Source organism: Bacillus sp. J33, assembly GCF_000518885.1.
In the GTDB taxonomy this organism is placed as follows: Bacteria; Bacillota; Bacilli; order Bacillales; family Cytobacillaceae; genus Cytobacillus.
Genome location: NZ_JAEL01000080.1, coordinates 1 through 21,041, shown reverse-complemented (window position 1 = coordinate 21,041; position 21,041 = coordinate 1). Strand labels below are relative to the sequence as shown.

Annotated in this window: 21 protein-coding genes; all 21 read left to right on the top strand. The window is 41.2% G+C overall.

Annotated features, from left to right (window positions below; genetic code table 11):
• Positions 1-124 precede the first annotated feature (124 nt).
• Entirely contained in the window at positions 125-856 is a 732-nt protein-coding gene (locus L634_RS0120500; protein WP_026584063.1) for a TenA family transcriptional regulator, read from the top strand.
• Between the two features lie 343 nt (positions 857-1,199).
• Positions 1,200-2,672 (top strand): aldehyde dehydrogenase family protein, encoded by a 1,473-nt coding sequence (locus tag L634_RS0120495; RefSeq protein WP_026584062.1) that lies wholly within the window; start codon positions 1,200-1,202, stop codon positions 2,670-2,672.
• Positions 2,673-2,694: 22 nt separating this feature from the next.
• On the top strand, positions 2,695-3,174 hold the full coding sequence (locus L634_RS0120490; protein ID WP_026584061.1) for a GlcG/HbpS family heme-binding protein: 480 nt from the start codon (positions 2,695-2,697) through the stop codon (positions 3,172-3,174).
• 94 nt (positions 3,175-3,268) lie between these two features.
• Positions 3,269-3,865, top strand: a complete 597-nt coding sequence (locus L634_RS0120485) for a chromate transporter (protein ID WP_026584060.1) — start codon at positions 3,269-3,271, stop codon at positions 3,863-3,865.
• Positions 3,862-4,392, top strand: coding sequence for a chromate transporter (locus tag L634_RS0120480; RefSeq protein WP_026584059.1), 531 nt, complete (start codon positions 3,862-3,864; stop codon positions 4,390-4,392). The genes L634_RS0120485 and L634_RS0120480 overlap by 4 nt, the downstream gene beginning before the upstream one ends.
• Positions 4,393-4,434: 42 nt before the next feature.
• Positions 4,435-5,133, top strand: a complete 699-nt coding sequence (locus tag L634_RS0120475) for a GntR family transcriptional regulator (protein ID WP_026584058.1) — start codon at positions 4,435-4,437, stop codon at positions 5,131-5,133.
• A 207-nt stretch (positions 5,134-5,340) separates the two neighbouring features.
• Positions 5,341-5,691, top strand: coding sequence for a 2Fe-2S iron-sulfur cluster-binding protein (locus tag L634_RS0120470; RefSeq protein WP_026584057.1), 351 nt, complete (start codon positions 5,341-5,343; stop codon positions 5,689-5,691).
• Positions 5,692-5,997: 306 nt separating this feature from the next.
• Positions 5,998-6,471: a RidA family protein gene (locus L634_RS0120460; protein WP_026584055.1), complete on the top strand. Its 474-nt coding sequence runs from the start codon at positions 5,998-6,000 to the stop codon at positions 6,469-6,471.
• 145 nt (positions 6,472-6,616) lie between these two features.
• Positions 6,617-8,410, top strand: a complete 1,794-nt coding sequence (locus tag L634_RS0120455) for a cache domain-containing sensor histidine kinase (RefSeq protein ID WP_232233804.1) — start codon at positions 6,617-6,619, stop codon at positions 8,408-8,410.
• A complete protein-coding gene (locus L634_RS0120450; RefSeq protein ID WP_026584053.1) occupies positions 8,379-9,170 on the top strand; it encodes a response regulator transcription factor in 792 nt (263 codons plus the stop codon). The genes L634_RS0120455 and L634_RS0120450 overlap by 32 nt, the downstream gene beginning before the upstream one ends.
• A 99-nt stretch (positions 9,171-9,269) precedes the next feature.
• Positions 9,270-10,583 (top strand): extracellular solute-binding protein, encoded by a 1,314-nt coding sequence (locus tag L634_RS0120445; protein WP_026584052.1) that lies wholly within the window; start codon positions 9,270-9,272, stop codon positions 10,581-10,583.
• Between the two features lie 68 nt (positions 10,584-10,651).
• On the top strand, positions 10,652-11,527 hold the full coding sequence (locus tag L634_RS0120440) for a carbohydrate ABC transporter permease (protein WP_026584051.1): 876 nt from the start codon (positions 10,652-10,654) through the stop codon (positions 11,525-11,527).
• Between the two features lie 103 nt (positions 11,528-11,630).
• Positions 11,631-12,446 carry a carbohydrate ABC transporter permease gene (locus L634_RS0120435; RefSeq protein ID WP_442852714.1) on the top strand — a complete coding sequence of 272 codons (816 nt, stop codon included), beginning with the start codon at positions 11,631-11,633 and terminating at the stop codon, positions 12,444-12,446.
• 37 nt (positions 12,447-12,483) lie between these two features.
• A complete protein-coding gene (locus tag L634_RS0120430) occupies positions 12,484-13,110 on the top strand; it encodes a YesL family protein (RefSeq protein WP_026584049.1) in 627 nt (208 codons plus the stop codon).
• Between the two features lie 331 nt (positions 13,111-13,441).
• Entirely contained in the window at positions 13,442-15,058 is a 1,617-nt protein-coding gene (locus L634_RS0120415; RefSeq protein WP_026584047.1) for a glycoside hydrolase family 43 protein, read from the top strand.
• 365 nt (positions 15,059-15,423) lie between these two features.
• Positions 15,424-16,827, top strand: a complete 1,404-nt coding sequence (locus L634_RS0120410; RefSeq protein ID WP_026584046.1) for a M28 family peptidase — start codon at positions 15,424-15,426, stop codon at positions 16,825-16,827.
• 287 nt (positions 16,828-17,114) lie between these two features.
• Positions 17,115-17,987 carry an MBL fold metallo-hydrolase gene (locus L634_RS0120405; protein WP_026584045.1) on the top strand — a complete coding sequence of 291 codons (873 nt, stop codon included), beginning with the start codon at positions 17,115-17,117 and terminating at the stop codon, positions 17,985-17,987.
• Positions 17,980-19,041, top strand: coding sequence for a M42 family metallopeptidase (locus L634_RS0120400; protein ID WP_026584044.1), 1,062 nt, complete (start codon positions 17,980-17,982; stop codon positions 19,039-19,041). The genes L634_RS0120405 and L634_RS0120400 overlap by 8 nt, the downstream gene beginning before the upstream one ends.
• Before the next feature lie 15 nt (positions 19,042-19,056).
• Positions 19,057-19,830, top strand: coding sequence for a hydroxypyruvate isomerase family protein (locus tag L634_RS0120395; RefSeq protein ID WP_026584043.1), 774 nt, complete (start codon positions 19,057-19,059; stop codon positions 19,828-19,830).
• 1 nt (position 19,831) lies between these two features.
• Positions 19,832-20,722, top strand: coding sequence for an NAD(P)-dependent oxidoreductase (locus tag L634_RS0120390; RefSeq protein ID WP_026584042.1), 891 nt, complete (start codon positions 19,832-19,834; stop codon positions 20,720-20,722).
• Between the two features lie 101 nt (positions 20,723-20,823).
• A partial coding sequence (locus tag L634_RS0120385) for a transposase (protein ID WP_026584041.1) occupies positions 20,824-21,041 on the top strand: 218 nt, incomplete at its 3' end.

The following is a 21,041-nucleotide window of genomic DNA, read 5'->3' as shown; positions in this document are numbered from 1 at the left end:
CAAAGACCAGATAGCAAGAATAGATTTGGTTGTAAATAAGCAGATTATTATTTTTTTAAAAGATTTTGGTATACAAAATATCAAATGCCGATGGACTACATAAAAATTAAGGAGGAGTTTACACATGCCAGAATTATTATCGAAAGATGAATTTCGCAAAGAACTAGAGGAAGCCATTAAAGGAAATCATAGCCAGAAAGCTCCATTTACTGTAGCTTGGGCTGAAGGGAAATTGGAAAGAAAGCATTTTGCCAGATGGGCTGAAAACCATTACCACTATGTAGGGCCATTCGCTGACTACTTAGCGTATATCTACCACAACACTCCAACTGATCCGAAATTCGAAGCAGCAAAAGATTTCACACTTCAAAATATGTATGAAGAAGAAATTGCTGCTGACCGCCATACAGATTTGCTGATTCGTTTCGCTGAAGCTTGTGGAACCACTCGCGAACGGGTAATCAATCCTGAAAATATGGCCCCTACAACATTAGGCCTGCAAAGCTGGTGCTATGCAGTGGCTGCCCGGGAAAACTTCGTTGTTGCGACAGCTGCTCTCGTCGTTGGCCTTGAGTCACAAGTTCCTGACATTTATCGTAAACAAACCCCTGCTCTTCGTGCACAATATGGATTTACAGATGAAGAAATCGAATTCTTTGATCTGCACATCGTATCAGATGAAATCCATGGAGAACGCGGCTATAAAATCGTTTTAGACCATGCAGACACTCCAGAATTGCAGCAGCGATGCCTTGAAGTTGTCCGCACAGGAGCCAAAATGCGCCGCATGTACATGGATGGCCTATGGAGAGAGTACCTGGAACAGGATCTCGGATCTTTAGTAGAAGTTAAATAAGATATTAAGAGTTTGCTTTGTTAAAGGTCTTGGTGATATTGGCACCTTGTTGATTGGAGCGTAAGGGGCGAGCCTCCTGCGGGAGTGCGGATCAAAGGAAGGCCCCGCAGGTGCGTAAGCGCCGGGGAGGCTCCCTGACCGCCCGCGGAAAGCGAGCTCCTGAAGCGGAAATCAACAGGCCAAATTAATAGAGTTGAATAATACGAAAAAAGACTAATTCAGTGCTTGAAAAGTCTCAATTCCAGGCCGTCACACTAAATCTTGTTAATCGAGGTCTAAGTGGCGGCTATTTCTATAATCATTGATATTGGCGCAGTAATAGGAGAAATAAACAGAAAGTAAGGTGATAGTTTTGATTACAACGAAAGTAGAAACATTTAATAACTTCATTAATGGAGAATGGCAGGAATCGGTCAGCCAAAAAAAGTTTTATAGCATAAATCCAGCAAACAAGGAAGACATCGTTGGCGTTTTTCAGGCATCCAATGAAACCGATGTGAAACAAGCAATCGAAGCAGCAAATGCTGCTTTTCCAGAGTGGGCCAAAACAGCTCCATCCAAGCGTGCTGCGATTCTGAATAAAGCTGCATCCATCCTGGAGGAAAATGCGTCCCAATATGCGGAAGATCTTTCAAGAGAAGAAGGAAAGCATGTGAATGATGCTAAAAATGAAGTGCTGAGATCAGCACAAACCCTTCGCTATTATGCAGTTGAGGGTCAAAGCTTCACAGGAGAAACCTTCCCGAATGACGATCCGAATATGAAAGTATCGACGGAAAGAGAACCGCTTGGGGTTGTGAGTGTCATTACACCTTGGAACTTTCCGATATCCATTGCTGCCAGAAAAATCGCTCCTGCTTTAATTACAGGAAACACGGTTGTGTTTAAACCTTCTTCCGATACTCCTTTAATTGCCGTTCGGCTTGTTGAAGCTTTACAGCAGGCTGGTATACCAAAAGGGGTTCTGAACTTCATTACAGGAAAGGCGTCTGATGTAGGGGATGCATTAGTCATTCATCCAGCGGTCAAGGCTGTCACTTTTACAGGATCAACAGCTGCAGGAGAAGATATCCACCGTAAGTGTTCCTTAACTACTCGTACTCAAATGGAACTTGGCGGGAAAAATCCACTCGTTGTTATGAATGATGCTGACCTTGACCTTGCCGCAACTTTAACCGTGAATGGCGGATTCTCACTAACAGGGCAGGCGTGTACGGGAACAAGCAGAGTTATCGTTATGAAAGAAGTAAAAGAAGCATTCGTACAAAAGCTGATTGAAAAAACGAGTGCTCTCAAAATTGGCAATGGTTTTGAAGAGGGAGTCAAGATTGGCCCTCTTGCTAATGAAAAGCAATTAAAAAATGTCCTGAAGTATATAGAGTATGGCAAAGAAGACGGAGCCGAATTGGTATATGGCGGAGAACAATTAACCTCAGGAGCTTATGAAAATGGATTCTTTGTTCAGCCAGCCATTTTTACAAATGTAAAACCGAATCACCGTATTGCCAAGGAAGAAATTTTTGGCCCAGTAATTGCCGTAATCGAAGTGGATACATATGAAAAAGCCATTGCGATTGCGAATGATGTTGACTATGGCTTGTCTGCATCCATTGTGACTAATAACTTGCAGGTAGCTAACCAGTTCACCAAAGATATCCAAGCTGGCACGGTAAAAGTAAACCGGACAACGACTGGCAACTTAATCAATGCCCCATTTGGCGGCTTGAAGCAGTCAAGCACGGCTACATTCCGTGAATCCGGAAGAGTAGGCCTGGAATTCTTTACTCAAGTTAAAACCGTCTATATCGGCTATTAAATAGATAGAAGGAGAAATGAAAATGAAAACAGCCCTTAAATTGGAATTAGAAGAAGCGAAATTAATGATTGAAGCAGCAAAGGAGAAATCAGCAGAAATTAATGTCCTTGAAACGATTGCAATTGTTGATGATGGAGGAAGCGTTATTGCTCTTGAGCGGATGAATGGTGCAAGGATCACAGGTCCGGAAATTGCGATCGCTAAGGCTTACACAGCCTCAGGCCACAAACGCTCAACCCATTTATTCAATAAAGAGCCAAATGGTCCAGCGCTTCCTGGAAATGAAGCTTTCGGCATCCAGCATATGCTTAACGGCAAATTTGCTGTGTTTGTTGGAGGATTCCCTATCGTTATAAATGGAGAAGTGGTTGGAGGGATCGGAATTAGCGGGGGCAATGGCGAACAGGATACGGCTGTTGGAACTGCAGCTTTGCAAGCTCTTCAATCTTATCTGGAAAAAGAAGGATATGAAGTCATAACAGAAGCAGACATTAAAAAATAATAGGAAAGGGCCTCATTCGTAATAAGAATAGCGGAATGGGGTCCTTATTCAGTCATAAGAGATTTTGGGAGAAAAAATAGAGGGGGAGGATCGCATGAAACCTTATCTCGAATTAGCGATTGGATTTGCTCGCACAGGTGTGACAGGGTATGGAGGGGGTCCTTCGACAATACCGCTGATCGAATTCGAAGCGGTAAAAAAATATAAGTGGATGACAGAGGAAGAATTCGGGGAGATTTTAGCCCTGGCCAATACCATGCCAGGACCTATTGCCACAAAGATGGCAGCTTATATAGGCTTTAAAGTAAAAGGAGGGCTTGGGGCAACTGTAGCGATCCTAACGCATATCCTTCCGTCGATCATTGCCATGCTAGGTTTACTGGGTGTGCTGTATTCCTTCCGGCAATCACCCATTGTAAACGGGATGGTCCAAGGCGTAACACCTGTTATCGGCTTTATGCTTGCTGAAATGGCATACCGGTTTTATCAGAAAGGCAGCAAGGGATTAGGCATGCCGAAAACACTTTTACTCGCCGCTGTCTCATTTGTTTTTGTCCAGCTTATGGAATGGCATCCGGGGATATTGATTGCGGCTGTCCTGATTTCTGCCTTTTATATTGCACACCGGAGAGAACAGGCTGAGAAGAGTGCTAATGAAGAATTCATTCCAGTAAGGGAGAAAAGCTCATGATCTATTGGGATATTTTTTGGGCGTTTTTTATTGCGAATTTACTAGGATATGGAGGCGGACCGGCAACCATTCCTCTGATCCAAATTGAAGTAGTGAACAACAATGGCTGGATGACGTTATCTGAGTTTGGGGACGTTCTTGCAATTGCTAATGCGCTGCCGGGGCCCATTGCCACAAAAATGGCCGGCTTTATCGGCTATGAGTTAGGAGGAGTTTTAGGAGCTATAGCAGCTCTTGCAGCAACGATTCTTCCCTCCGCTTTGGCTGTCATTTTGCTGTTTAAGTTTGTCAATTTATTCAAGGATTCGCCTAAGGTTAAGCTAATGACGAAGTCTGTGCAGCCGATCATTGCCGTTCTGCTGGCTGTCATGGCATACCAATTCTTTTTGTCTGCCTTCGAAAACAGCGGAATGCTTCATCTTGTAATGCTGGCAGCGGTTAGCTATTTAACATTAATTAAATTCAAGTTCCATCCTTCTCTCGTCATTTTTGGCGCATTGTTTTATGGAGGGATCTTTTTATCCTAATCTCTATAAATTTATAAGAAACTAATAATAGCAGGTGGGAAAATGGAAAAGACATGGGAGGAAAACCAATTAATATCGATTCGTGAACATGCTTATCTGTACTTAAAAAAGCTTATTTTAGAAGGGGAATACCAGGCTGGCGACAGGCTTGTTGAAAGAGAGCTCGCAGGCAGGCTGAACATAAGCCGGACCCCTATTCGCGAGGCTTTGTTCAGGCTTGAATCACAAGGTTTTGTAAAAACAGTCCCTAGAAAAGGGGTAGTCATTTCCAATATCTCTGAGGAAGAAGTATTGGAAGTATTTACAATTCTTTCTTCACTGGAAGTCCTGGCTGTAAAATTGGCAGCTCAAAGAATGGATGCAGAAACACAGAAAGAATTGGATAGGAAAATTCAAGAACTGATGGTACTGGACGAACAGGCTGAGGAAAATTTCAACTTTGAGCACATCCAAATGAACAGGCTGATTAATAAAGCTTCCAAAAGTCCTAAACTGTACGAGATTCTTTCAGGACTGATTGACTTTATCCATATGGCTGCCAATATGGGGTATGAAACACCAGGGAGAAGAAAGGACTCATTAAAGGAACATATTGATATTATGAAGGCACTTCGTGACAAAGATACAGAAATAGCTGAGTATTTGATGAGGATTCATATTGAAAACTCTAAGAAAGCCTATATGGCATATATGGAACGGGTTAAAAAGAAGATTAATAGCAAAATAGGAACAGGCAGCTAACTGGAGCAGCCTGTTTTCCATATCCTTAGTTGCCAGCAGGATCAAAAGAAGATGCAAGTTTTGTTTAAGCTATTGGAGTGGAAAGTTCGAACCGAAGTGATGGAAAAGGAAAAAACTTTAAATTATTTAAAAGTTCCATATTGTCTGAAAACTATTTATATGGTATATTGTATACCAATAAGAGAAATCACAAGGAGGAATTCTATCATGCCTAACATCCGTTTTGTTAATAGCAATAAGAATTTAGAAGTACCCGAAGATTCAAATATATTAAGAATGTCGCTTCGCTATGATGGAGAGCTTCCAAATCGCTGCGGCGGCGGTATTTGCGGCACTTGTGTCTTTAAAGCAGAAGAGGGGTCCGAATACCTTGATCATGTCAAAATCCAGGAAAAAAGAAAATTGGGAGAAGAGTGGCTTAGCAAAGGCTATCGTTTAGGATGCCAGACCTTTGTTACTAACGGGGATATCTCTGTTTCCTGGGATGATGCAGTAACAAACCAGGTGAAAAAAAGAAAGCCGGATAAACTGGCACCGACAGTATCTGCCAGCAAATGATTTGAGCAGAAATTTTTCAATCTGTAATGGATGAATCTAAGAGGCACGCCCATTACAGATTGAAAGAGTATAAAAGAGTCTTAATAAAATTAAAGAGGGTGAAATTATGTGGGTTTGCAGCAATCATTTAAAAGAAGTCATGCAAATATTGAAAACACCTCATATTAGAAAAGCTCCGTATGATATCAAGTGCTCGCTCTGTGAGAATCATGCTTTTGCCAAGGTATATTATACTCACCGCTCTTTCAAATTCACTAAAAAACTTTATTCTTCATTAAAACAGAGTGTTTCCCAGGAGGCATAGCTATGGAAGGGTTGAAAAAGGGAATTGAAGAAAGGCTGGAGGAATTGAATATTCAGCTTCCTGTTCTAGCTGATAGTAAGATGCCGTTTGAGCCGGGAGCCATCTTGGGAAATACTGTATTCTTATCCGGACAAACGCCTAGGGTAAATGGCGTCCAGAAGTATATGGGGACTGTTGGAGACGACATCAGCATCGAGGAAGCACAGGAGGCTGCAAGAATCTGCACGCTAAATTTGCTGGCAGCCCTTAAAGGAATAATAGGAGATTTAAATAAAATCAAAAGAATTATCAAAATGGATGGATACGTTGCTTCAACAAGTGAATTTAAAGATCATCCCGCCGTTATAAATGCCGCATCGGAACTGCTTCACGAAATTTTCGGCAAAGAAAATGGGCATGCGCGAAAAGCAGTGGGGATGGCTTCCCTTCCAGGAGGAGCTCCGGTAGAGATTGAGATGATTGTTGAAATCTTATAGCTTTTTAAATCCTTTTGATGGGCTGCTCAGTTGCTTGAGCGGTTTTTTTTATTTAATAATTTTTTGAAATGTAAGGGTTTTCATGCTATATTGCCTATAAATCTGCTATATTTTAAGTACTATTAAGATTATATGTCAGGAATGGGTGATTAGTATAAATGGCTTTCTGTCCTCTATAAAAAAGTTGAATACTCTCCGCAATCAGATATTAGCCGTTTTTTTAAGTGTCATGGTGTTTGTACTCACATTTGTTTCGCTTGTTGTCTATAACCAACTAGGCAGTTTTTTCCGGCAAAATGCAGAAAGGCAAGTCCATCAGACTGCAGTTGAAGCAAACGGAAGAATGGAATCACTATATAAGCAGATCGATACCCTTTCCAATCAGCTTATGACCAATAGCACTGTCCAGCAGATGCTATTGGGGATGCTTGAAGGAGAGAGCATGGACTATGGAAAGCTGGAATCGCTTATCAAAATCATTAATAATACATATGCCTATTCCAATGGCATATCATCCATAGAATTGTATAATGCTGAAGGCAAGAGGATTTATCCATTTGATGGGAAAAATATATTTAAAGCTATTGATTCGAAATGGATTAAAATAGCGGACAGGGAAAGAGGGAGGCTTGTTTGGACAGGGAAGGACCCTGGAAACAGCCATTATTCTGCTGCCATTAGAAGAGTCAGTCTGATGGATAGATGGTATACCAATGGCGGGTACCTGATTGTTCGAATTTCCAACAGTTATTTTCAAATGCAGGATACAAATGAAGAAAATGGACAAATGGATTATATGATGCTCCTGGATCGTGATTTAACTCCCATTACGAATGACTATGGCATAGAGATTAAAAGTGCCATTTTACAAGAGAAAAAATCAATAAGAATTAAAGATAAAGAATATATGGTTGTCACAGAAAAGTCGGCGGTGACAGGGTGGACTTTTGTTATCTTAAAGCCGATGAGCTTCCTGATGCAAGGTGTTTCAAAAGTACGTGCTGTCATAATGTTTTCCGTTTCCATTGGCTTCTTTATTTTTGTCATTTCCTCTATTGTACTGGCTACAATGATAACGAGACCTATTAAAAAACTGACAAATACCATGAAGAATGCCAAGATGGATGAATTAAAGACTAATCCTGAAAGTTATTCCTCACTTGAATTTATAGAGTTAAATAATACCTATAATAAAATGGTAGAAAGCACAAATCATTTAATACAGGTAGTTTATGAAAAAGAATTGCTCCGCAGCAGGACAGAGCTAAAGGCACTGCAGGCTCAGATAGATCCTCATTTTCTTTACAATACGTTAAACGCACTGTATTGGTCATTAGAAGAAAAAGAAGAGGAGGAATTGGCTGAAATTGTGATTTCAATGTCGGAACTTTTCCGTTATACAATTGGGAACCGAAACTCTTCGGAATGGGTTACCGTACATGATGAGCTCGACCATATAGAGCGATATATGCGCTTAATGAAAATGAGGCTGGGTGACAGGCTGATTTGGAAAATTGAATCACCTCCTGAATACCTGAGTGTTAAGATTCCTAAGCTCACAATCCAGCCATTAGTTGAAAATGCAATCCTGCATGGAATTGAAAATACGAGAATACAAGGGTCTGTAGTAATTAAAATAGAAGAATCAAAGTACCAGGGTTCAATCAAAATTGTTGTTCAGGACAATGGCCCTGGAATTAATCAGGAGGAGCTTAATCAGTTAAACGATGCTATAAAGAAAGATCAGGATTCTTCATTTAAGGGGATTGGCATGGCACTGACAAATGTGAATAAGAGGCTGAAACTCTATTATGATGGCTATTCTCTTAATGGTCTTCATTTGGAAAGTGAACGGGGTTCAGGAACAAAGGTTGTTTTCGAGATACCTGAGGGGGAGGGAATAAAGGGTGAATACAAAGACAATCTTAATTGTGGATGATGAGCAAGCAACTAGACATGGGCTAAAAAAGACCTTGGAAGTTTGGTCGGATGGAAGGTTTGATATACTTAGTGCAGCTGATGGGCATGAGGCTTATGAGATTTTTGAGAGAACGAAAATAAACCTTTTAATCACGGATGTATGCATGCCGGAGATGTCCGGGCTGGCGCTTCTGAAAAATATAAGAAGCAATGGCTATAAGCCGGTTGTCATCATCATTTCGGGCTATCCAGACTTTAAATATGCCCAGGAGGCAATTCGGCTCGGTGTTCTCAACTATCTTGTTAAACCTTTAAGAAAGAAAACCCTCATAGAAGCCATTGAGCAAGGACTTGAAACGGAAGCAAACATGGTACGGGCTGATTATTTGGAAAAGATTGCAGACCAGGGGCTATTAAAGCTCGAAGCGAGCAAGGAATATACAAACTCTTCGATCAGTGAAGCCATTGCGTATGTAAACAAAAATCTTCCAAAGCAGATTTCCTTAAAGGAAGTCGCTGATGCTGTCCATTTAAATTCCTGCTATTTTAGTGCTATGTTCAAAGAACAAACCAATTTAACTTTCAGTGAATATTTGACAAGAAAAAGGCTGCAAATGGCTAAAAAGCTCCTCATGACAACAGATTTGCAAATAGAGGAAGTAGCTCAAAGGGCTGGCTATCAAACAGCAAAATACTTTATTAAGCTATTTAAAGATTACGAAGGAGTTACCCCAAGCAAATTTAGAAAGATTACCGAACTCGATGAAGCTCCAATCTAAAAATAGTGGAATTTTACCCAATCGCGGTTACCTTACCGCGATTTTTTCGTGATGATAAAATTGAAATTGTTAGAAGAATAAATAAATGGGGGTTGGAAAATGTTTAAGAAGGCGCATACATTAATGCTCATTGCTGTGCTGGTCTTAACTGCTGCACTCGCTGGATGCAGCGGCGGGTCTGATACGGCTGGAAGTGAAAACGGTTCCAAAAAGACAATTAAGTTTATGCACTTATGGCCGGCTGGAAGCTCTAAACAGCAAAATCAGATTGTAACAGATATTATCGAACAATATGAAGCAGCGAATGAAGATGTAAAGATCGAAGTTGAAGTTCTGGAGAATGAACAATACAAAAATAAAATCAAGGTTCTTTCCTCTTCTAATGAACTTCCGGATGTTGGTTTTACATGGGCGGCCGGATATATGACTCCCTTTGTAAAGGGCAACCTTTTTGCAGAGCTGGACGATGTATTAAATGATGGCTTGAAGGATTCTTTTGTCAGCGGAACAACAGAAGCTTATGCACTCGATGGCAAGACTTACGGATTGCCGTTAGAGCTGAACATTGCTCCAATTTACTACAACAAAGAAATCTTTGAAAAATTTAATCTTGAAGTTCCGCAAACCTACAGTGAATTTAAAGATGTTGTCAATACACTAGCCGATAATGGCGTGGCGCCGATTGCACTTGGAAACAAAGACCGCTGGACCGGATCATTGTGGTATATGTACCTGGCTGATCGAATCGGCGGTTCGGAAGTGTTAAATAAAGCAATTGACCGCTCCGGATCTTTCGAGGATCCAGCACTAGTATCTGCTGCAGAAGAGATTCAGAACCTCGTAAATGCAAGCGCGTTCAACAAAGGCTTTAATGGCCTTTCAAATGATGAAGGAAAAGCAGAGTTCCTGAATGGAAATGCAGCTATGTATCTCATGGGAACCTGGGAGCTCCCTAACTTTACTACCAATGAAGAAATCCCGCAGGAATTCCGCGATAATGTTGGATTCTTCAAATTCCCGACAGTAGATGGCGGAAAAGGAAATATTGACAGCTGGGTAGGCGGTCCAGGTGTGGGATTGTTCGTGGCTGAAAATTCAGAGGTAAAAGAGGAATCGAAAGAATTTGTTAAGTTTTTCGTAGAAAAGTGGGGAGAACAGTCAGTTGAAAAAGCTGGTGTCATTCCTGCTACAAAGGTTGATACCGAAAAGGTAGAGCTTCCTGACCTGTATATCGATGTATTAAACGAATTGAATAAGGCCAGCAATTTAACATTGTTTGCTGATGTCCAAATGAGTGCATCTGTTGCAGAAACACACTTAAACCTCATTCAATCACTGTTTGGAAATGAAGTAAAGCCAGCTGATTATGCCAAGCAGCATGAAGATACACTTAAGGCTGAAGAAGGGAATTAACCAGTTATTTACGGAAAGGACATATCGATATGTCCTTTCTTATTCTAACTGGAAGGAGTTGAAACAGAATGAATAAAGTAATGTCCAATAAAAAAGTCATTACCATGTATATTGCACCTGCCCTTTTTCTGATTCTCGCATTAATCTATGTGCCAATCGTGCAAACAGGCTACTACGGGTTAATGAAATGGAACGGTATTGGGGAAATGGAGTTCATTGGATTAAAGAACTATACAGTTCTTATGAAAGATCCTCTTTTTTGGGAAAGTGCCCTTCATTCCTTTTTGCTGGCCCTATTTTCAGCTTTAAGTTTAATAGGCTATTTGTTCATTTCCATCATTCTTGCCGGAAAAATTAAGGGGGCCGATCTGCTCAGGAAAATATACCTTATTCCAATGCTGCTGGCTTCAGTAGCCATCGCACAGCTTTGGATGAAAATTTACCACCCTTCGAACGGTATGTTAAATACAGTTCTCATGGCCATAGGGATTGAAGACCCTCCAGCATGGCTGGCGGATGCTAACCTTGCCCTATATGCCATCATAGTACCAATAATTTGGCAATATGCCGGTTTCTATATCCTCATTTATTATGCGGCTTTAAAGAATATTCCTGAATCATTGATAGAAGCAGCTAGGATTGATGGAGCTTCCCCTTTGCAGATTGCGATTAAAATTAAGCTGCCTTTGATTATGAATGTGATTAAAGTGACGATTGTACTCGCTGTTGTAGGATCGCTGAAATACTTTGATCTGATATATGTCATGACTGGCGGCGGCCCTAATGGTGCAAGTGAAGTAATGGCCTCCTATATGTATCAAAAAGCATTTAAGGGATTTGACTTCGGGTATGCAAGCGCAATCGGATTCTTTCTATTAGTGATTTGTCTGGTTGTTACTTATCTCATCCGGAGATTAACTGCAGCCGATGAAGATATTTATTAACGGAAAGGAGGAGAAATAAATGGAAACAGCAAAAGCTGCCACAACAGCGGGCATTGGGAATGAAAAGGAAACAAAGCTTGGTTCTAAGTCAATTTTTAGCCGAATGGCATATGGGATTATGTATCTATTTCTCGCTATTGTCGCGGTACTTCAGATTTTCCCGATTATTTGGCTCTTTCTTTTCTCATTGAAAAATAATCAGGAAGTTTTCAATATGTCTCCTTTTGCATTGCCGCAAAATCCGAAGTGGGAAAATTATGCAAAGGTTTGGACAGAAGGGAACATCAGCCTCTACTTTTTAAATAGTGTAACGTATACCATAGCAGCAGTTGTCTTAACAGTAATTTTAGCGAGCATGGTTACATTTGCCATTACCAGAATGAATTGGAAAGGCAGCAAATTGGTTTTAGGACTGTTCATGGTTGGATTAATGATCCCAGTCCATTCTACACTAATACCTTTGTTCAGCACTTTTACCAAAATTAACCTGATCGATAATCCGCTTTCAATTATTCTTACTTACACAGCCTTTAACCTGCCAATTACGATTATGATTTTGCTGGGATTTTATGAAGCATTGCCGCGGGAGGTTGAAGAAGCTGCAGTCATGGATGGGGCTTCAATCCATCACATCTTTTTTAAAATTACATTGCCAATGACGATGCCTGTAATAGCTACGGCAGCGATTATTAATATGATCTACAACTGGAATGAATTTGTTTTTGTCAATACGTTTATCAGCTCTGATAGTTTTAAAACGTTGACGGTTGGCATCCAGAACTTTATCGGTCAATACACCACTGATTGGGGTGCTATTGGTGCTACATTGGTCATCAGTATCCTGCCAATCTTAATCGCTTTCCTTATTTTAAGCAATCGGATCGTTGAGGGAATTGCCTCCGGTTCTGTAAAAGGATAATGAAAACTTTGTAATCACGATGAAGGGGATGGGAGCGATGCAAAAAACAATGGGCAAGCTTTTTAGTGTGTGTGAATGGATAATGAAGCTTGCATATGTCAACCTGCTATGGTTTTTTTTTACCATAGCAGGGCTAATCGTGTTTGGCATCATGCCGGCAACTGTATCCCTCTTCACGATTGTCCGCAAGTGGCAAATGAAAGAAACCGAACTTCCTATTTGGGAAACCTTTCTGTCTGCATATAAAAAGGAATTCAGGAAGTCAAATCTGCTGGGATTAATGCTTCTATTAATAGGAGGATTCCTTATTTTGGACTTTATCTTTTTGAAACAGATTGCAGGTTTTCTTAAGCTTGTATTGTTTGCACCATTACTGATTATTTCAGGACTATACCTAATAACTTTGCTTTATATTTTTCCGGTTTACGTTCATTATGATCTGAAAATAACGGATTATATCAAAAATTCGTGTCTGGTCGGAATCTTGCATCTGCATATGACACTTTTATTAATAGGAGCTGCCGCGTCTCTTATTTTCCTGATGTTTTATCAGCCTTCATTCATCCCATTCTTTAGCACCGTTTCCCTCGGATGGATACTGATGTATGGGGGAATGAACAGTTTTCGGAGAGTGTCAGCAAAGCAAAAGCGATTGGCAGCATGACTGTACAATCAAGCAAACCACTATCTATTAGACATTATTAGGAAATACGCCGCCGTATTGGGAGTTAAAAAAGGCGTGGAATTGGCAGAGCGGCAGCGTTGGATTGCAGAAGAAAAACCATCAATAGAAAGTGCGGCGCTCAGATGATTTTGGACCATGAGCAAATAACCTGTGCCTTTCCGGGCTTTAAAAACATTCAGCATATTAGGAAGCAATCTGGAAGCAATAAAATACAAGCCCCTTTAAGAAGAAAAAGAACGGCTCCAACAGTTTTATCCGTAGGAAGTAAGGCAATATATCAGAGGTCCCTATTAATGAAAGGAGAGGTAAAATGGCGATCATCCGCAATCCAATTTTAACAGGGTTTAACCCTGATCCAAGCATTTGCAGAGCAGGAGAAGATTATTATATTGCCGTTTCAACATTTGAATGGTTTCCTGGTGTGGGAATCTACCATTCTAAGGATTTGAAAAACTGGCGTTTAGCTGCAAGGCCGCTAAATCGCCTGAGTCAGCTGAATATGACAGGAAATCCGGATTCAGGCGGAATATGGGCACCTGCATTATCTTATAGGGATGGACAATTCTGGCTTATCTACACGGATGTGAAAGTTGTTGAAGGACAATGGAAGGACTGCCGCAACTATTTGGCAGTATGCGAAACGATTGAGGGAGAATGGTCTGATCCGATCTATTTAAATAGTTCCGGATTTGATCCATCTTTATTCCATGATGAGGACGGAAAGAAATATTTGGTCAATATGTTATGGGACCACCGTGTCGGCCATCACAATTTTTACGGAATAGCCTTGCAGGAATACGATGTCCAGCAGCAGAAACTTATTGGAAAAGCGGAAGTCATCTTCAAGGGTACTGATGTTAAGCTAACTGAAGCACCGCATCTGTATAAAATGAATGGCTATTATTATCTTCTGACAGCGGAAGGCGGTACAAAATATGATCATCAGGCAACGATTGCCCGTTCGAAGGAATTAAGGGGACCTTATGAAGTCCATCCGGAGAATCCTTTAATTACATCATTCCCAACGCCGCGTAATCCGCTTCAAAAAGCCGGGCATGCTTCAATTGTCCATACACACACGAATGAATGGTTTCTCGTCCATTTGACGGGCCGTCCATTATCAAGAGAAGGCCAGGCTTTACTGGACCCGCGCGGTTACTGCCCTTTAGGAAGAGAAACTGCCATTCAAAGACTTGAATGGAAGAATGACTGGCCGTATGTTGCAGGCGGAAACGAACCTTCACTTGAAATTGAGGGTCCTGATATTGAAGAAGTAACGTGGGAACCGGACTTTCCGGAAAAAGATGACTTTGACAGCGAAAAACTCAATATGCATTTCCAGAACCTGCGCATTCCGCTGGGAGAGCACATTGTGTCATTAAAGGATCAGCCAGGCCATCTGCGATTATATGGAAAAGACTCTTTAACATCCAAATTCACGCAGGCTTTCATAGCAAGGCGCTGGCAGCACTTTTCTTTTACAGCAGAAACCAAAGTGGCATTTGAGCCAAATACATTCCAGCAATCTGCAGGTCTGGTCAATTATTACAATACTGAAAACTGGACTTCCTGCCAAATTACCTGGAATGAAGAGAAAGGAAGAATCCTGGAATTAATGGCTTGCGACAATTTTGCCTTTTCACAGCCGCTAAAAGGCAAGGAAATTATGATACCGGAAGATATCAAGTATGTTTTCTTGCGAGTTAATGTCAATGTACATGAATATCAGTATTCCTACTCCTTTGACGGAGAGGGCTGGACTGAACTTCCTATTGTCTTTCAATCACATAAGTTATCCGACGATTATATCAGGGGCGGAGGGTTTTTTACGGGCGCATTCGTGGGAATGCAGTGTCAGGACACCTCTGGCCAAAATTTATACGCGGATTTTGATTATTTTATTTATAAAAGCGGTAATGGAGATTAAAAATAGTGAAGCTCTTTATAATTAATCCTTTTGGAGGCTGCTCTGGAAATGAGCAGTCTTTTTTATGGTAGATTGTTGTTTTACTTATGAATCGCGCCTGCTGATTTCCTCTGCAATCAACTCAGTTGCTTAAACTTAGTTTGCCATTGTAAAGGAACAAACTTTAATAATACTCTCTTTTTTATTCCTGACATTAATAGACGAAAACGAAAAAAGTCCTGCTTGAGAAAATCTTTTATGGTTTTCTATTTAAAAAGGGTATTTTTACCTGCCTAATAATAGGTTATTTTTACCTTTTCTGCATTTTCTTAATATTATAATATTTGTCATGGTGATAACTATTTTACTATTTTAGGAGGTAGTATATGAAAAAGAAACCTGTATTAACGTTAGCTTTGGCTGCAGGATTGGCAGTTAGTTCAATTGGAGCACAAGCCATATATGCGAAACCCGTGGATGTTCAGCAGCAACAGCCAATAAACGTGTTTGATAACAAGGTCATCAACAAAATTAATGTCGATAATATCTACAATAATATAGAATACCTCTCCAGAACTCCGCGTGTAGCCGGAACAGCGGAAGAGCAAAACGCAATTCAATATGTGAAAGAGCAATTCGAATCTTATGGCTATAAAACAGAACTCCAGGAATTTCAGTTCTACGGATATACATCACCTACAACTGTTGAACTTAATGTTGAGGGATATGAAGGGGATCTGGAACCTAAATCGTTCACATATGGAATGAATGGCAATGTAACTGGTGAACTTGTTTATGCTGGATTGGGACAAGCTTCGGATTTGGAAGGGTTAGATCTGACAGGCAAAATTGCGCTTGTTCAGCGCGGCAATATCTCATTCGCTGAAAAGGTATTGAACGCCGCAGCTAAAGGTGCAGAAGGAGTGATTATTTATAACAATGCAGATGGGGTCATCAATGGTACTCTTGGAGGGCCAAATGATGCTTATGTTCCTGTTGTTTCTATTACACAAGCGGCTGGACAAGCCCTTCTATCAGCAATTGGAAATGGTGAATCCCCTATAGCTACTATTAATATCGAAGGTGCAGAAGCCGGGATGAGGACTTCTCATAATGTCATCGCAACTAAGGCTCCAACCAATAAAAATAAAGGTACTACCGAAGAAGTTGTTGCCATCGGTGCCCATCATGATTCAGTCCCAGGAGCACCTGGAGCGAACGACGATGCTTCAGGCACGTCCATGACACTTGAGCTCGCGCGTGTATTAAAGGATCTTCCTACTGATAAAGAGCTGCGGTTCATCACATTTGGCGCCGAAGAGCTTGGGTTAATTGGATCCCGCTATTATGCAAGCCAGCTTTCAGAAGAAGATAAAAATAGATTCGTAGGCTACTTTAACCTTGATATGGTTGGCAGCCGTGATGCTGGCCACCTGGTAATTAATACAGTGGATGGGCAAGATAACATTGTTTCAAGCCACTCCCAAGCATCAAGTGCCCGCTTAAATGGTGAACCAACTCCGATTGAATTGGGCGGAAGCAGTGACCATGTATCATTCTATGAAGTTGGCATTCCTTCAGCTTCATTTATCCATAGACCACTCGAGCCATGGTATCACACTCCTGAGGATACAATTGATAAAATCAGCAAAGAAAAGCTGCAAGACGTTGCTGAGATTGTAGGAACGGCCGTATATGATCTTGTCAGCCCTGAAAATCAGGGGCCAAAAGCAGTAAAAGGCAATGAGCAAAAAGTTCCGCACCTATATCACGAGCAGGAAATCAAGTAATTTTATACCAATAAAGCCAGGTGCTTTCCGTAAGGGGAGGCTGCCTGGCTTTTTCATTTCTGCCTAAATTGGAAATTTAAGGATTTTCTGGATTTAACAGGTTCATTTCTTATAAATGGGATGATATTACCGATAGGTTTTTTTAAAATGCAAAAATAGATTTTGAAAATGTGTTATTTTTTTGCTCAATACTTAAGAGCAGCTTTTTTGTATTTTAAGATAAGAAAAAGGGTTCAAACTATTTTTATCGAATTAATGTAAAAAAGCGACGTAAGGGGGGAGAAATTCTGCAATCACTAGAGAGAATAAGCGACAGGTTTTGGTACCAGACCCCTGTTTCAGAGACAGACAGGCCCATTTTGGGTGCTGTGGTCGGTGATAAGAGAACATTAATGATTGATGCCGGAAATTCCAAGGCACATGCACAGTATTTTTTGAGCGAACTAGAAAAGCATCATGTACCGGCGCCAAGTCTGGTGATACTGACTCACTGGCACTGGGACCATATCTTTGGATTGCCGGCACTGGATATGCTGTCTATCGCATCAAGTTTAACAAAAGCGGAAATGGAGAAGCTAATACCCTTTCATTGGACAGATGAAGCATTGGATGAACGGGTAAAGGCCGGTGTCGAGATTGAATTTTGCGCGAGTGCAATTAAAAAAGAATTTGCTGGTGATCGGAATATAGAGATTAAGTTGCCTGACATAACTTTCGAGAATAAGCTGGAGATCGATCTTGGCAGTTTGACGTGCCAGGTAGAGCATGTTGGCGGCGATCACGCTTCCGATTCTGTGGTTGTATATATTAAGGAAGAAAAAATTTTATTTCTGGGGGATGCCATTTACGCGAATCTTTATGCAGAAAAATGGAATTTCACGCCAGAACGGGTGAATAAGTTATTGGACTCAATCGAGAGGTTTGACGCTGATACCTATATCCTTTCCCATTGGAAAGCCTTAACAAGGGCTGAATACCTGGAAGAAGCCAAAATACTAAGAAAAGCTGCTAAATTAACCGATCAATTGAATGGGAACAAGCCGAAAATAAAGAAAGCATTTAAGGAATATATAAAACGTGAATTGAATGAAAATGAGCTTGAGACAATCAATTATTTTGTGAATGGCTATGAACTCGAAAAGGAGCTTGAACATGATTGAAGTATTAAAGACACTTACAACTCTATCGGGCCCGTGCGGCTATGAGCATGCCGTTTCTTACTATTTAAAAGAGTATTTGGAGGATAAGACTGATTCCGTTATGATCGATCCGATCGGGAATGTGATTGCACGGAAAAAAGGCGGCAAGCCGGGACCCAGCATCCTATTAACGGCTCATATGGATGAAATCGGTTTTATTGTAAAAAAGATTGAAGAAAATGGGCTGCTGCGTTTTGAAAAACTTGGCGGCAACGATGACCGCATCCTTCTTGCCCAGCCAGTAAAAGTAATGGGGGCAAAGGGTGAAATTAGCGGCGTCATCGGCACGATGTCAGCACATTATGTAAAATTCGATGACCCCAATAAAGTGAGAAAACACTCGCAAATGTATATTGATATTGGTGCTTCCTCAAAAGAACAAGCAATAGAACTGGGAGTTGAAGTAGGTACGCCTATCACATGGGGGACCGAATTTCAGGTGTTTGGTCCTGAAGAAAGCAGGAAAATTCGTTCAAAGGCGCTGGATGATAGGTCAGGCTGTGCGGTTTTGGTGCAAGCGCTCGAGGAATTAAAGAACTCGACGTTTGCTGGTGAATTGATTTTACTTTTTGCTGTGCAGGAGGAAGTTGGGCTGCGTGGAGCAAAAACGGCAGCAGAACATATCCATGCGGATGCAGCCATTGCCATTGATACCACAGCTGTCAGCGATACACCTGAAGAAACGATGGATGGAAGCCTTGGACTAGGCCGAGGAACGGGGATTAAGGTCATGGATTTTAGTTTGATTGTACATAAAACGATGAAAGATTTGCTTATAAAAGCAGCGAAGCAAAATGCAATCGCCTATCAGATTGAAGTGTTCCCTGGCATCGGTACGGACGGAGGTGCGGTTGCTTATGCAAACAAAGGGATTCCGACTGGTGTTCTTTCAATCCCATCACGCTATGCCCATTCACCAGTGGAGGTAATAGATTACGCGGACCTTGAGGCAACAAAGAATTTGGTAAAAGCATTTATCTTAAATTTGGAGGAAAACCAGAAGTTTCCTTTTTAAAAAGTGGAGGTTGTGATGAATAGTTATTCTGTGAATCTTTCAACTGTCTTTACAGAAGTCCCTTTTTTAGAGCGTTTTAGTAAGGCTCGTGAAAATGGTTTTTCATATGTGGAATGTCAATTTCCATATGCTAATTCAATAGAAGAAATTAAAAAGGAATTGGAACAAAACCAATTGTCAATGGTGCTGCTCAATCTGCCGCCTGGTGATTGGGACAAAGGAGAACGTGGTATTGCTGTTCTTTCTAACAGGATGGAAGAGTTTAAGAGATCCGTGGATGAAGGTATCCGCTATGCAAATGCCCTGGGGGCTAATAAGATCCATTGTATGGCTGGAATTGTCCCAGACAGCAGCCGGAAGGAAGCAAAGAAAGTGTATCTGGATAATCTTGTATATGCAGGCTCAGAAATGGCGAAGGCCGGAATCACCTTATTAATTGAGCCCATTAACATATTTGATATGCCAGGATATTTTTTAAGTGATATGGAGCAGGCGGCAGAGATCATCTCAGCAGCTGGTTTGCCGAATGTGAAGCTTCAGTTTGATTTTTACCATATTGAAAGAATTCATGGAAATCCGCTTTCAATCTATCAAAAATATGCTGATCAAGTGGCACATGTTCAAATTGCCGACCATCCAGGCAGGCATGAGCCTGGAACGGGGAATATGAATTATAACGAAATACTCCAGTACCTGCATGATTATTATAATGGCACCATTGGACTTGAATATATTCCAAAGGGCAGAAGTGAAGACAGTTTTGGTTTGCTGGAAAAGTGGGTGCAATAACATGAAAATTGGATTTATCGGCACTGGTGTAATGGGTTCACGAATGGTGAAGAGGCTCCTTCAAAACAAATTTGAAGTATTTGTATATAACCGAAAAATTGAAAAAGCACAGCCCCTTATCGAGCAAGGCGCAATTTATGCCGACTCCATCAGTTCCCTTTCTCGTCAATGTGAAGTGATTTGTACATGCTTATCCATGCCATCAGATGTGCTAGACGTTTATTCCGGAGCTGACGGCATTATCGAGAATGCTCGGCCAGGCGCGATTTGCATAGACCTGACTTCAGTAGACCCTGACACAAGTAACACAATATCCGGGCTGGCAATCGGTAAAGAGCTCAGTTATCTTGACTCTCCTGTAAGCGGAGGCCCTGAGGGAGCAGAAAGCGGAACATTAACTATTATGGTAGGCGGAGAGAAAGAGGCATTTGAAAAAGTGAAGACAGTCTTAAGTGTATTGGGTACAACCATTGAATATCTCGGCCCTTCAGGCTCTGGCAGCATTGCCAAGCTGATCAATCAGTATCTCGTTGCCGTCCATTCGCTTGCCGCCTCAGAGGCAATGGTAGCCGGAGCGGCTTATGGTTTGGATTCTGAGCAGCTTTTTAACATTTTAAAGGTAAGCTATGGAGACAGCCGGATTCTGCGCCGTCATATGGAGGAGTATGTATTTGAACGCAATTTCATCCCAGGAGGGGCAGTGAAATATGTCCATAAAGATGTCCGGCTTGCAAATGAGCTATTAAAGGAAGCTGGCCTCTATCAATTTACCGGGCAGCTGGCTGAAAAAGCCTTTCAAAATGCAGCTTACTGCGGGCTTAACAACCAAGACATGTCTGCAGTGATTCAGCCGCTGGAGAAAGAGGCAGGTGTTGTAGTAAAAAGGAAATAATCAATAAGCGGGGGCATCTGATGCTAGACTAAAAAACGGACACGGTAAATTGACACTTTCGTTATAATGATTAACAAAGAACAATTAAAGGACGTGTCTAAATGGGGAAGCATTTTGATCTCGAATACAAAATACAGATTGCACAAATGGTCGTAGAAGATGGTAAAAAAGCAACTCAATTAGCGAGAGACCTAGATATTCCAGTCGGAACCATTAGGAACTGGGTTGATGCATACAAGAAAAAGAGTCAAAAGGGTTTCGTGGGGAGTGGCAATACGTCCCCTGAAATAAAGCCCTACAAGGACCTTCAAAAAGAAAA

Bases quoted from the DNA above. Each gene is read 5' to 3' on its own strand.
- L634_RS0120500 (WP_026584063.1), top strand. From the start codon at position 125: ATGCCAGAATTATTATCGAAAGATGAATTTCGCAAAGAACTAGAGGAA.
- L634_RS0120490 (WP_026584061.1), top strand. From the start codon at position 2,695: ATGAAAACAGCCCTTAAATTGGAATTAGAAGAAGCGAAATTAATGATT.
- L634_RS0120485 (WP_026584060.1), top strand. From the start codon at position 3,269: ATGAAACCTTATCTCGAATTAGCGATTGGATTTGCTCGCACAGGTGTG.
- L634_RS0120480 (WP_026584059.1), top strand. From the start codon at position 3,862: ATGATCTATTGGGATATTTTTTGGGCGTTTTTTATTGCGAATTTACTA.
- L634_RS0120475 (WP_026584058.1), top strand. From the start codon at position 4,435: ATGGAAAAGACATGGGAGGAAAACCAATTAATATCGATTCGTGAACAT.
- L634_RS0120470 (WP_026584057.1), top strand. From the start codon at position 5,341: ATGCCTAACATCCGTTTTGTTAATAGCAATAAGAATTTAGAAGTACCC.
- L634_RS0120460 (WP_026584055.1), top strand. From the start codon at position 5,998: ATGGAAGGGTTGAAAAAGGGAATTGAAGAAAGGCTGGAGGAATTGAAT.
- L634_RS0120445 (WP_026584052.1), top strand. From the start codon at position 9,270: ATGTTTAAGAAGGCGCATACATTAATGCTCATTGCTGTGCTGGTCTTA.
- L634_RS0120440 (WP_026584051.1), top strand. From the start codon at position 10,652: ATGAATAAAGTAATGTCCAATAAAAAAGTCATTACCATGTATATTGCA.
- L634_RS0120435 (WP_442852714.1), top strand. From the start codon at position 11,631: ATGGCATATGGGATTATGTATCTATTTCTCGCTATTGTCGCGGTACTT.
- L634_RS0120430 (WP_026584049.1), top strand. From the start codon at position 12,484: ATGCAAAAAACAATGGGCAAGCTTTTTAGTGTGTGTGAATGGATAATG.
- L634_RS0120415 (WP_026584047.1), top strand. From the start codon at position 13,442: ATGGCGATCATCCGCAATCCAATTTTAACAGGGTTTAACCCTGATCCA.
- L634_RS0120410 (WP_026584046.1), top strand. From the start codon at position 15,424: ATGAAAAAGAAACCTGTATTAACGTTAGCTTTGGCTGCAGGATTGGCA.
- L634_RS0120400 (WP_026584044.1), top strand. From the start codon at position 17,980: ATGATTGAAGTATTAAAGACACTTACAACTCTATCGGGCCCGTGCGGC.
- L634_RS0120395 (WP_026584043.1), top strand. From the start codon at position 19,057: ATGAATAGTTATTCTGTGAATCTTTCAACTGTCTTTACAGAAGTCCCT.
- L634_RS0120390 (WP_026584042.1), top strand. From the start codon at position 19,832: ATGAAAATTGGATTTATCGGCACTGGTGTAATGGGTTCACGAATGGTG.